Below are 12,510 nucleotides of genomic sequence, written 5' to 3' on the forward strand. Positions count from 1 at the left end.
TTCTGTCGCTCCTGCCCCCGGACACCTCGGTGTGCGGGGGCAGACGCCTTTCCCGGGGCCAGGACCCAGCCGTAGCCGCCCACCCGAACGCGTAGGCTGGTGCCCGTGCGACCACAGCAGACCGACCGGCCCGTGCACCCCCAACCCACGGACGCCGCTCCCCGATCCCCCGCCGACCGGGTCCGCCACCGTGTCCGGTCGCTGCATCCGGCCGTCTGGCCCCTCGGACTCGGAGCCCTGGCCCTGGTGGGGGCCACACTCGTTCACTTCGTCGACCCCAACGAGCCCGGGAACTACCCCACCTGCCCCTGGCTGCTCCTGACGGGGACGTACTGCCCGGGCTGCGGCACCACGCGAGCCGTCGCCCTCGTCACCCACGGCGACATCCTCGGGGCCGCCAGCATGAATCCCCTGCTCGTGCTCGCCTTCGGACCGTTCCTGCTCTACACCTACGTGCGGTGGTTCGGAGCCAGCCTCAGGAGACGTACGGTGCCCCGCAAGGCCGCGCCGATGTGGGTCTACTGGACCGTCATCACCTCGGTCTTCGCGTTCTGGCTTCTGCGCAACCTGCCCTGGTTCGACTTCCTCGCACCGGGTGTGCCGCTCTTCCCGGGCTGGTGACCCGCGGACACCCGATCGACCCGGGAACCCGTACCCCACATCCGGCGTCCCATGTGGAGACGTCGCATCACATCCGAAAGGAACACCCCCATGAGCTACGGTCCCCCGCCGCCCCACGGTGGTTACGGAACGGGCGGCTACGGCGCCGTGCCGCCCGCCGCCGAGCCGCCGAAGAACTACATGGTCCACAACATCCTGGGCATCTTCGGCTGCACGGTGGTCGGCATCATCGGCCTGATCTTCTCCCTCCAGGTCAACAGCAAGTGGCAGATGGGTGACTACGCGGGCGCCGAGGAGTCCGCCAAGGTCGCCAAGATCATGGGGATCATCAGCCTCATCGGGTTCATCCTCACGATCGTCCTCGTGGTGATCTACGTGATCATCATGATCATCGGGTTCGCCATGGTGGCCTCCACCGCCCCCGCGGGCACCTACTGACCCCTCCGGGCTTCCCGGACGACGACGGCGTCCCCCTCCGACACACCGGAGGGCGGGACGCCGTTCCCGCGACACCACGACACTTCCGCCTTCGTCATCCGGGGGTGGCGGCCCCCCGAGCCCCGAGGGTGGATACGATGACGGATAACACGGTGCGTGTGCGGTCGACCGGTCCCGCCACGCGGCCGCGCCCGCGCACGCGGGTGGATTCGACCATCCCGACCGGCCACACCACGAGGGAGCGGTAACTGGTGAGCGTGCTCGACGAGATCCTCGACGGAGTACGCGCTGACCTGGCCCGGCGTCAGGAGGCCCTGCCTCTGGACCGCCTCAAGGCCCAAGCCGAGTCAGTGCCCACTCCGCAGGACGCCGAGGCCGCCCTGCGCCGCCCCGGTGTCCACGTGATCGCCGAGGTCAAGCGCGCCAGCCCCTCCAAGGGGCCACTCGCGACCATCGCCGACCCCGCCGCCCTGGCCCGCGACTACGAGGCCGGCGGCGCCACCTGGATCAGCGTCCTGACCGAGGAACGCCGGTTCAACGGCAGCCTCGCCGACCTGGAGGCGGTCCACAAGGCCGTCGACACACCGCTGCTGCGCAAGGACTTCGTCGTCAGCTCCTACCAGCTGTGGGAGGCCCGCGTCCACGGCGCCTCGGCGATCCTGCTCATCGTCGCCGCGCTGCCCCAGGAGGCCCTGGTCTCCCTGGTCGAGCGGGCGCGCTCGCTGGGTCTGACCCCCCTCGTCGAGGTGCACGACGAGGACGAGGTCACCCGGGCCCTCGACGCCGGCGCCACCGTCATCGGCGTCAACGCCCGCAACCTGAAGACCCTGGAGGTCGACCGGGACACCTTCGCCCGGCTCGCCCCCCTCATCCCCGCCGACCGCGTCAAGATCGCCGAGTCCGGGGTACGCGGCCCGCACGACCTGCTGGCCTACGCCGGAGCCGGAGCCGGAGCCGTCCTGGTCGGGGAGAGCCTCGTGCGCGGAGGCAACCCGCGCGAGGCCGTCGCCGACCTGGTGACCGCCGGCGCCCACCCCGCTCTGCGCGACCGGAACTGAGCCCGATGCTGACGACGACGGCGTACCCACTCCACCCCGGTCACCGATGGCGTTAGGGCGTGTTCCGCGGACACGTACTCTGCTGCGCGACGAGCAGCGTCCACGGAACACGCCCTTGCACCAGGGAGCCCGCACCCACACCCGCACGCGTGAGTCGCGGGTTCCCGACGCCGCGTGACCCAACAGCCCAACCGCGCCGCCCCGCGGCGCGAGGCCGATCGTCGCGGGCCCCGAGGCCGTGCCCGGGGCGCGCACGCGGTCGGCCCCGTACCAGGAGACCCAGCCATGAGCCACGCCCAACCCGTGCCCGACGCGCACGGGCACTACGGCCGCTACGGCGGCAGGTTCGCTCCCGAGGCGCTCATCGCCGCCCTCGACGAGGTCGAGGCCGAGTGGGACAAGGCCCGCCAGGACCCGGACTACCTCGCCGAACTCGACGAACTGCTGCGCAGCTACACCGGTCGGCCCAGCCCGCTCACCGACGCGCGCAACTTCTCCAAGCACTCCGGCGGCGCCCGGATCCTCCTCAAACGCGAGGACCTCAACCACACCGGCTCGCACAAGATCAACAACGTGCTCGGCCAGGCCCTGCTCACCAAGCGCATGGGCAAGACCCGCGTCATCGCCGAGACCGGCGCCGGACAGCACGGCGTGGCCACCGCCACCGCCTGCGCCCTGCTCGGCCTCGACTGCGTCGTCTACATGGGGGAGGAGGACACCCAGCGCCAGGCGCTCAACGTCGCCCGCATGCGCATGCTCGGCGCCGAGGTCGTCCCCGTCACCATCGGCAGCCGCACCCTCAAGGACGCCATCAACGAGGCGTTCCGCGACTGGGTGGCCAACGTCGACCACACCCACTACCTGTTCGGCACCGTCGCGGGTCCGCACCCCTTTCCCAAACTCGTGCGCGACCTGCACTTCGTCGTCGGCAAGGAGGCCCGCGAGCAGGTCCTGGAACTGACCGGGAAGCTGCCCGACGCCGTCGCCGCCTGCGTGGGCGGCGGATCCAACGCCATCGCGATCTTCGCCGCCTTCATCCCCGACGAGTCCGTCGCCCTGTACGGCTTCGAGGCCGGGGGAGAGGGCGCGCGGACCACCAGGACCGCGGCCTCCATCACCGCGGGCAGCCCCGGGGTCTTCCACGGCGCCCGCACCTACGTGCTCCAGGACGAGTTCGGGCAGACCCTGCCCAGCCACTCCATCTCCGCGGGGCTGGACTACCCGGCCGTCGGCCCCGAGCACGCCTACCTCGCCGACACCGGCCGCGCCACCTACGAACCCGTCACCGACGCCGAGGCCATGGAGGCCTTCCGGCTGCTGTGCCGCACCGAGGGCATCATCCCCGCCATCGAGAGCGCCCACGCCCTGGCCGGGGCCCGCAAGCTCGGCGAGCGCCTCGGACCCGACGCCGTCATCCTGGTCAACCTGTCCGGGCGCGGCGACAAGGACGTCGACACCGCGGCGACCTACTTCGGTCTCGTGGACCCGGAGGGACAGCGATGACGACCACCACCCTGAGCACCGCCCTGGCCGCCGCGCGCGAGGAGGACCGCGCCGCGCTCATCGGCTACCTGCCCGCCGGCTTCCCCGACGTGGCCTCCTCCATCCGCGTCATCGAAGCCATGGTCGAGGGCGGGTGCGACGTCATCGAGGTCGGCCTGCCCTACTCCGACCCCATGATGGACGGACCCACCATCCAGCGTGCCGCCGACCGGGCACTGGCCGCCGGAACCACCACCGACGACGTCTTTCGCGTGGTCGAGGCGACCGCCGCGACCGGGGCCGCCGCCGTGGTCATGTCGTACTGGAACCCGATCGAACGCTACGGCGTCGGCCGGTTCGCGGAGGGGCTCGCCAAGGCGGGCGGGGCCGGGGTGATCACCCCCGACCTCATCCCCGAGGAAGCGGACGAGTGGATCGCCGCCTCCGACGCCGCCGGGCTCGACCGGATCTTCCTCGTCGCGCCCTCCTCCACCGACCGGCGCCTGGCCCTGACCACGGCCACGTGCACCGGTTTCGTGTACGCGGCCTCGCTCATGGGGGTCACCGGCACCCGGGTCCAGGTCGCCGACACCGCCGAGACCCTCGTACGGCGCACCCGTGAGGTCACCCGGGCCTCCGCCCTGCCCGTTTGTGTGGGCCTGGGCATCTCCACCGGTGCGCAGGCGGCCGAGGTCGCCGGGTACGCCGACGGCGTGATCGTCGGCGCTGGTTTCTGCCAACGCGTCCTGGACGCGCCCGACCTGGAGACCGGCCTCATCGCGGTCCGCTCCTTCGCCGAGGAGCTCGCCGCGGGGGTGCGCTCGCGCGGTTAGCGGTACGCGTTTCGGGCCTGCCGCTCGGCGGCGGGGCGGGCACCCCCGACCGGTGCCCGGCGGTGCCCGAACCGACCCCACGACGGCGGTGGACCGACCCGGAACCCGGGATCGGTCCACCGCCGTCGTCGTGTACCGGCACCACCCCGCCCGGTCGCGCCGGCGCCGGATAAGGGCGGGTTAACCGACTCAGGTTAAAAGAGTGAGAATCCGGTGAGAGAGCCGTCTTGATGCGCCCCACACCCCCCTCGGGACGTGTTCCGGTGGTGTGATGGACAAGGGTGGACGTGACGCGGTCACTCGTACGGACCCGTGTGTCCACAGCCCAGTGTCACGAGTCGCCCACAACGAGTAGGATCTGTGCTGTCACTCAGAGAGACGCCACGGACACCACACGTCATCTGACCGAACGGTCAACCTCCTCCCGAAGGCCAACACGATGGACACAGCCGACGCGACCACCGCACCGCCCGCCCGCGAACGCACCCCCCGCTGGCGGACCGTCCAACCCTGGCTGACGCTCGCGTGCAGGGTCGGGCTCGCGGCCGTCCTCATCACCGCCGCCGTCAGCAAGTACCCACCCGCGCTGTCGGTCCAGGCGGTCGAGGCCTACGACCTGTTCCCGACCGACCTGGCCAGGCTCATCGGGTACACCCTGCCCCTGTTCGAACTGGCGCTGGCCGTCCTGCTCCTGGTCGGACTGGCCACCCGCTACACCGCGGTCGTCACCACGCTGCTCATGGTCGCGTTCATCGTGGGGATCGTCTCGGCCATGGCCCGCGGACTGAGCATCGACTGCGGGTGCTTCGGCGGCGGTGGACAGGTCGACCCGGAGGAGACCACCTACGGCCTGTCCATCGCGCGCGACGTCGGCTTCGCCGCCCTGGGCGCGTTCATCGCGATCTGGCCACGATCCCCCTTCGCCCTCGACCGCCCGCTCGGGCTGTTCCGGTGACCCCGGAACCCCGTACGGCGGCCGACCACGTCCAGTAGCAGGAAAAGGAAGAAATTCATGGGGAGTGCAGCCCGCCAACGTTCTCGCGAGCGGCTCAGGGAACAGCGGGAGAAGGACAAGCGCAAGGCCGCGCGCGTGCGGACCCTCGGTGTCATCGGCGCCGCCCTCGGGGTGGTCATCCTCATCGTCGGAATCGGTTACGCCATCCTCAACTCCGACCGCAGCGGATCGGAGTTCGACGGAGCCCTCGCCTCGCAGACCGTCCAGGGGGACGGCAGCGTCGTCATGGCCCAGCCCGGGGCCGAGGCCCCCGTCGTCGAGGTCTACGCCGACTACCAGTGCCCCGCCTGCCGCCAGTTCGAACTCCTCAACGGAGACGTCCTCAAGGAGGCGGCGGCCGCCGGCGAGGCGATCGTCCACTTCCGCCCGGTCAGCATCTTCGCCCAGCAGGCCGTGCCGATCAGCAGCAACTCCCTGCGCGGCGGAGCGGCGGCCCGCGCAGCCGCCGAACACGGCGTCTTCGTCGAGTACAACGACCTGCTCTTCGAGCACCAGCCCACCGAGGGCCAGGCGGGATTCACCGTCGACGAACTCAAGGAGTGGTTCCGCGAGACCGGCGCCTCCGAGGAGGACGCCGCGGCCTTCGACGGGCGTATCGACGACGAGGCGGCCACCGTCACCCAGTTCACCGAGGACTACCTGCCCGCCCTCACCGAGGACGCCCTCGACCAGCTCGGGCAGGAGAACCTCAGCACCATGGTCCTGACCGACCTGATGGCCTGGGGCGCCGACAACGGCCACGACCCGTCCTTCCTGGACGGGACCTACACAGGTGAGATCATCGACGCCACCGGAAACGCCTACACTCGCTACAGCGGAGACAACGCGTTCCGCGCCACGCCCTCCGTCTACATCAACGGCGAGCTGCTCGACAACAGCACGACCATGACGGTGCGCGGCCTCCAGGGGGCGATCGACGAAGCCGGCCCCGGCGAGGTCCAGACCGAACCGTTGACCGACGGGGGTGGCGAGGAGTAGCCACCAGACACCCCCCGCGTGCGGGGCGAACCCGAGAGCAGAGAAGTGACTTTGTCGTCGACAGCTTCCGAGGGCGCGGCCGAGCTGGGCCGCGCCCTCGCGGCCATCCCCAGTCCCCAGGTGAACTCGATCCCCATCGGTCCGCTGGAGATCCACTTCTACGCCCTGTGCATCCTCGCGGGTGTCATGGTCGCGGTCTTTTGGAGCGAACACCGCTGGGCGGCCATGGGCGGTGAGAAGGGCACCATCGTCGACATGGCCGTGTGGGCCGTCATCCTCGGCCTCATCGGCGGGCGGCTCTACCACGTCATCAGCGACGCCCAGCTGTACTTCGCGCCCGGCCGCGAACCGATCCGCGCCCTGTTCGTGTGGGAGGGCGGCCTCGGCATCTGGGGCGCCATCCCGATGGGCGCGCTCGGCGTGTACCTGGTCGCCCGCAAGCGCGGGCTGTCGATGTCCAAGCTGTCCTTCGCCATCGCCCCCACACTGCCCCTCGCCCAGGCCATCGGCCGCTGGGGCAACTACTTCAACCAGGAGCTCTTCGGCCGCCCCACCGACCTGCCGTGGGCCCTGGAGATCTACCCCTACCCCGAGGGCGGGCTCCGCCAGGGCATGATCCCCGGCGAGACCACCTACCACCCCACGTTCCTCTACGAGTCCCTCTGGTGCCTGGGCCTGGCCGTCCTCCTGGCCTACCTCGGCCGCCGCTTCGAGGACAAGCTCCAGGGCGGCCGCCTGTTCGCCCTCTACGTCATGGGCTACTGCGCGGGCCGCTTCTGGATCGAGTACATGCGTATCGACCCGGCCAACGAGTTCTTCGGCCTGCGCCTGAACAACTGGACCTCCCTCGCGGTCCTCCTCGCCGCCCTGGCCTACTTCCTCTGGGCCGGCCGTCGCATCGAGTCCTTCTCCAGCGCCGTCGTCCCGCACGGCCATGACGCCGGAACCCAGGTGATCAAGTCCACGAGCGTGGACGAGACCGCCGACGACGGCACCGTCTACAGTGCCGTGGACACCGACGACGACTCCGAGATCGACTCCGTGACCTCCGACTCCACCGAGGCGGGCACGGAATACCACCCCAGCCCCGAGCGATCTAGTAGCGAGGGCTCGACGGAGAACGACGCCGACGACACGGGCACGAACTCCGAGGCGAAGCCCGAGTAGGGATCCGCGTGCGGCCGGTTGACCGGACACCCCGGTCAGACCGTGTGGTGCGCGCCTCTCCCTTCGAGCAGTCCACGGGTTGGCGGCTGTTGGCTTGGCTATCGGTCGTTGTCGGTCAGCGACCTACGGTGAGTTCGTTTCTGGCCGCGGTTCCGGGTTTGGGCTGTCATCGCTGTGGTGTGACTGGGCGTGACCGGAGTGGTCGCGTCGAGAGAGCTACCCAGCGGGTCCGTACCCGAGGGCCTCGGCCGACGGGGAGTACCCGGTTCCCGGGAGGATGTCGCGCACCGCTCACGAGCGGAGAAGGCGCGGTCACGCCGAACGGGGAACCGGCCCCTGTGACCCGAGGACCGTTCGCGGGGCAGCGGACCCCAGGTCCGAGATACGGTGATTTGGCCAGCAATGGTCAACTCTCCCAGGAACGGTTGACGATTGAGAAGGACCGTGAGCAGAACTGAGTTCGGTCACAGCCGGAGGAGTCGGCGCGGCGGTCGACGCCACGCCGAGGACACCCACGTCGAGGAGTACGACGTCCAGGGCCACGACGAAGACCGCGAGGACGACTACGACCCCGACGAGGACTTCTCCGCCGAGTACGGCCACACCCACGCCCACACCGGGGACACCGCGCCCGACGACGGCTATGACGACGCCGAACCCGCCGTAGAGGAGGACACCGCGGCCCCCGGGCGCGGATCCCGCCGCTCCCGTCGCGGGAAGGACAAGGACGGCGGCCGCAACACCTCCGGTAGACGCGGCGGCGTCGACCGCGTCTCGGCCTTCTCCGCCTCGGCGATCAAGCGCGTCTCGGTGCTGGGCGACCGGCCCAACCAGATCGTGTACACCCTCGCCGAACAGAGCAAGCGCAAGCGTGGCACAGCCGTCCTGGGCGTTCTCATGGGCGCCTTCGGCGTCGCCCTGGTCGCCCTCCTGGGCCTGCTGGTCTTCCAGCTGTTCAGTCCCGACGGGGGCGCCGTCGCCCGGGGCGAGCAGAGCATCGTCGCCCCGCCCGAGGGGCACGGCACGCTCACCCCGGACCAGTTCCTGTTCGGAGCCAACCTCGAGGACACCTTCGGCCCCATCGACGGGCGCCCCGAGGGCGCCGAGCCGATGACCGAGGAGGCCGTCTTCGGCGACTCCGAGGAGGTCGAGGTCAACGGAATGGAGCTGGCCCTCAGCGAGGGCCGCGTCACCGACTCGTGCACCTCGCTCGTGTGGGGTGAGGAGCTCGGCCAGAGCCTGATCGACGCCAACTGCTCCAGCGCCGCCACCGGTGTCTACACCGACCCCGACGAGGAGTACGTCGCCCAGGTCACCCTGTTCGACCTGGTCGACTCCGAGGGCGCCACCCGGGTCGCCGAGGCCCTGGACCCGAACAACGCCGAGACCGGTGCCGGGTTCCTGCTGGCCGACACCGGTGACGTGCCCGGGCTGGAGGAGGGCTTCAGCCAAGCATCCACCCAGGTCATGGGCCACTACCTGGCCGTGTTCTGGGTCGCGCGCACCGACGGGTCCCCGCCCGGGGACGACTCGGACATGGCGTCCGTGCGCGTGGCGGCGATGGACACCGTGCTCCTTCCCTACGAGGAGATCGTCGCCAGGAACCAGGCGGAGGAATGAGCCCTGTCAGGGGGTGTCGGGCACCCCGATAGGATCGCGGACGGATCGACCCGCGCGGGGGCACCCACGGGTGCCCCCACGTTATCCGGTGAGCCGGTGCCCACGCATCCGCCCGGAGCCTTGGGCGCGGACCGCGATCCGTCCGTCGACGTCCACACTTTCGAGGCCCGATGTACCCGGAACCGAACAGGCGAGCCCTCCCCGGGAGCGCCGCGCAAGAACCAGTCCAACGGACGGAGCCCGACCCGGCGCGGAGCCGTGGGGGCGAGGGTGCACCCCGCAGCGAGCCGGACGGGCGCGGCGCGCGGTCCGGTGGCCGCCGCCGCGGGGGCGGCCGGAGGAAGCAGGACCCGCGCCGCCGCGGACCGCTCCTGATCATCATCCTGGCCGTCGTGCTGGTCCTGGCGCTCCTCGCCGTCGGCGCCGTGTTCTACCTCCGCTCCTCCGACGAGGGGGGAGCGGACGCGGCCCCCGTCCAGACGCGCCCGGCCGTGTACCGGATCGTCGACACCGGCCGCATGAACGACGTGCTGGCCTCCCGTGAGGTCGACAGCCTCCCCCTCAACGAGGGTGAGATGTTCGAACGCAACAACGCCGAGATCTCCAGCCAGAGCATCGACTTCACCCTGCGGGACTCGGACCTGACCGACGACTGCTCGTCGGCCGTGTGGGGCCGGGAGCTGACCGAGGCCGTGACGGACGCCGACTGCACCCAGGTCGCCCGTGCGACCTACGTCTCGGACACCTACTTCGGCGTCACCGCCGTGTTCAACCTCGCCGACGTCGACGCCAGCCGCCAGCTCGCCGCGGCCATGTCCGATCCCAGCGAGGAGGACGGGGGCGACACGACCGCCGCCGCCCGCGGGTTCGTGCTCCCCCCATCCGGAGCGGACCCCTTCGACCGCCTCGGTGAGGGGTACAGCGCCAGCGAAGCGATCATCAGCGGTCACTACCTCGTCGTGGTCTGGGTCCAGTCCGCGTCCTCGGAGTCGGTGGAGGACCGTGTCAGCCTCGCGGGCCCGCTCGTGGCCCTGGCCAACGTCCGCGATCCGCTCTACCGGCGCATGGTCCAGCTCGACGACGGCTCCGACGAGGGCACGGACGGCACCGGCCAGACCGGCGGAACGGGGCAGACCGGTACCGAGGGCACCGGCCAGACCGGGACGACCGATCCCAACGGCACCGGCGCCACCGGGACGACCGGAACCGACTAGGACGCGCGTGGGGCCCGGGGAACACCTTCCCCGGGCTTCGTGTTCGTCGTGGGCCCCGCCGCGCTCCGGCCCGCTCCTACTCGGGTTCCACCCGCCCGACCAGGTCCCGGACCACACCGGGCAGCTCCGCCCACCGGTGGTCGGGCAGGTCCAGCGGCGTGTGCCCCGCCAACCACGCCGGAGCCGCGGCCACCGCGTGCCGCGACGTGCGCTTGTTGATCGGAGCGCCCATCCACGCCGCGATCTCGGTCAGTCCGCCGCGCAGCGTCGCCCGGAGCATCCCGTGCGCACGCTCCTGCACGTGGGTGAGCAGCCGGTCCGCCGCCGTCCCCGCCTCCGCGCGCCGGGTGAACCGCACCGCCGTCAGGTTCCGGGCCCCGAACCCCCGCAGGAAACGCACCTCGAACCGCGGCTCCACCATCGCCCGCAGCGCCCGCTGCCCAGCCTGGTCACGCACGGCCGCCGCGGCCGACGGCACCAGCGCGTACACCGTGTCCGAGGCCGCGGCCAGGGCCGCCCGCGCCACCAGGCGCTCCCAGCCGCCGGTGAGGTTGATCACGGCGTGCTCGGTCGCCGACGTGGGCGCCGCCAGCCACGTCGACAGCCGGATCCGGCCCGCCCCGGCCGCGCCGCCCATGTCCGTGGGCCATTCGCCCACCAGTGTCAGCGCCCGCACGTCCACCGCGCCGTCCACGTCGTCGAGCACCGCCTCGACCACGGCGTCCGCGCGTTCGGCGTCCAGGCCGCCCCGCGCCTCCTTGGCGTTGACGCCCTGGCTGTACACGCGCGCGGCGTCCCCTGAGGGGGCTGGCGCGGTACGCGACAGGGGCCGCAGCACGTACAGGTCCGAGGCGGCGCCGATCGACTCCGCGCCGTGGTACCGGTTGAAGTCCGGCCAGACGGCCTCCAGCAGCAGGTCCATCCGCACCATCCGCGCCTGCGTCGCCGCCGCCAGCCGGGGGGTGGTCTCACTGGCGCCGTAGGCCACCAACACCCGCCCCCTGCGGGGATCGGTCATCCCCTCCAACCCGCGCCGCACGAACAGCTCCACCCCGTCCGGGGTGTACGGCGGGTCGGTGAACACCAGGTCAGCGGCGCCGCGCAGCGGTGACGGCAGCCCCAGCCGCAGGTCCGCGAAGTGCGTCCGCACAGGCAGCCCCTCCCGCTCGGCCACCGCGTCGATGTGCGCCAGCACCCGCTCGTCCACGTCCACGACCTCGGCGCGCGCCCTCGGGCACACCAAGGTCACCGCCAGCGCGGTCAGGTCGTGGTCGCCCACGCACAGCAGCACCCGGTCGTCGAGGTCGAACCGCGTGGTCAGGAAGAGCGCGCGCCGCAGCGCCGTCTCCGCGGTCGCCGCCACGTGGTCCAGGTTCGGGTCGGAGGCGGGGCCCTCACTCACGGCCCGGGTCAGGATCGCGCCCGCCCGCGCGTGCCGGGGGAGCAGGTGGGCCACGGGGTCGGCGAGTTCGTCCGCCGCGGCGCCCCGGTACTCGGAAGGGGCGACCAGGCGCACCCTGCGCTGTCCGTCACCGCTCTCGGTGTCCAGTTCCTCGGCCTCGTCCAACTCCCTGAGCACGGCCGCCACGACCGAGTGGGCGACCCTGCTCGCGCGCACGAGGTCGTTGGCGCTCCACCACCGCCCGTCCGAGAGCAGGGCGAGGATCCGGCGGACCCGGGGCGCGTCCACACCCTGGTCGAGCAGCAGTCGCAGAGCCGCCTGCGGCAGCAGCTGCGGCGGCTCGGAGGTGACCGAAACCGGTGACCGTGGGGTGTGGGCGGTCGGGTGCGCGTACGCGGCGCCGGGGTGGTCCGGGCCGGGGGAAGTCGGGTGTCCTGCCATGCCCTGATCGTCCCACGTACGGGCGGTGGGGGTGGAATCGCTGGTCAGGGCGGTTCGGGGCGGATGAGGGAGATATCACTCACGAGCGGGCGGAACACCCCTTGGAGGTGGCGTTAACACCGGGGTAATGTGGGTGTGCGGAGCGCCATGTTCACGTTCTGATGTGGAGGGACCCGGCCACCAGTCGAGGTTTAATCCACTTTGGGAGGTTTAGCCGGGTTCCCAGGTGGAAGATACGGCT

Annotated in this window: 11 protein-coding genes; 10 read left to right on the forward strand and 1 reads right to left on the reverse strand. The window is 71.4% G+C overall.

What is annotated here, in order from left to right:
• Positions 1-99: 99 nt before the first annotated feature.
• The 10 genes from KIK06_RS03575 to KIK06_RS03620 all read left to right on the forward strand — a co-directional run bounded on the left by KIK06_RS03575 (position 100) and on the right by KIK06_RS03620 (position 10,426).
• On the forward strand, positions 100-621 hold the full coding sequence (locus tag KIK06_RS03575; protein WP_017600185.1) for a DUF2752 domain-containing protein: 522 nt from the start codon (positions 100-102) through the stop codon (positions 619-621).
• A gap of 90 nt (positions 622-711) precedes the next feature.
• Entirely contained in the window at positions 712-1,059 is a 348-nt protein-coding gene (locus tag KIK06_RS03580; protein ID WP_017600184.1) for a CD225/dispanin family protein, read from the forward strand.
• A 251-nt stretch (positions 1,060-1,310) separates the two neighbouring features.
• On the forward strand, positions 1,311-2,117 hold the full coding sequence (trpC, locus tag KIK06_RS03585; RefSeq protein ID WP_017600183.1) for an indole-3-glycerol phosphate synthase TrpC: 807 nt from the start codon (positions 1,311-1,313) through the stop codon (positions 2,115-2,117).
• A 285-nt stretch (positions 2,118-2,402) separates the two neighbouring features.
• Positions 2,403-3,620: a tryptophan synthase subunit beta gene (gene trpB / locus KIK06_RS03590; RefSeq protein ID WP_268641883.1), complete on the forward strand. Its 1,218-nt coding sequence runs from the start codon at positions 2,403-2,405 to the stop codon at positions 3,618-3,620.
• A complete protein-coding gene (gene trpA / locus KIK06_RS03595; protein ID WP_268641884.1) occupies positions 3,617-4,432 on the forward strand; it encodes a tryptophan synthase subunit alpha in 816 nt (271 codons plus the stop codon). Before trpB ends, trpA begins: the two co-directional genes overlap by 4 nt.
• Positions 4,433-4,871: 439 nt before the next feature.
• Positions 4,872-5,387, forward strand: coding sequence for a MauE/DoxX family redox-associated membrane protein (locus tag KIK06_RS03600; protein WP_268641885.1), 516 nt, complete (start codon positions 4,872-4,874; stop codon positions 5,385-5,387).
• A 57-nt stretch (positions 5,388-5,444) separates the two neighbouring features.
• Entirely contained in the window at positions 5,445-6,425 is a 981-nt protein-coding gene (locus KIK06_RS03605; RefSeq protein ID WP_268641886.1) for a DsbA family protein, read from the forward strand.
• Positions 6,426-6,476: 51 nt separating this feature from the next.
• Complete coding sequence (gene lgt / locus KIK06_RS03610; protein WP_268641887.1) at positions 6,477-7,592, forward strand: prolipoprotein diacylglyceryl transferase; 1,116 nt, start codon at positions 6,477-6,479, stop codon at positions 7,590-7,592.
• 444 nt (positions 7,593-8,036) lie between these two features.
• Positions 8,037-9,212: a hypothetical protein gene (locus tag KIK06_RS03615; RefSeq protein ID WP_268641888.1), complete on the forward strand. Its 1,176-nt coding sequence runs from the start codon at positions 8,037-8,039 to the stop codon at positions 9,210-9,212.
• 392 nt (positions 9,213-9,604) lie between these two features.
• Positions 9,605-10,426, forward strand: coding sequence for a hypothetical protein (locus KIK06_RS03620; RefSeq protein ID WP_327084625.1), 822 nt, complete (start codon positions 9,605-9,607; stop codon positions 10,424-10,426).
• A 76-nt stretch (positions 10,427-10,502) separates the two neighbouring features.
• Here the strand turns inward: KIK06_RS03620 and KIK06_RS03625 are convergent, their stop codons facing one another.
• Positions 10,503-12,269 (reverse strand): bis-aminopropyl spermidine synthase family protein, encoded by a 1,767-nt coding sequence (locus KIK06_RS03625; protein WP_268641890.1) that lies wholly within the window; start codon positions 12,267-12,269, stop codon positions 10,503-10,505.
• Positions 12,270-12,510: the final 241 nt, after the last annotated feature.

Source organism: Nocardiopsis sp. EMB25 (genome assembly GCF_026797795.1).
Taxonomy (GTDB): Bacteria; Actinomycetota; Actinomycetes; order Streptosporangiales; family Streptosporangiaceae; genus Nocardiopsis; species Nocardiopsis lucentensis.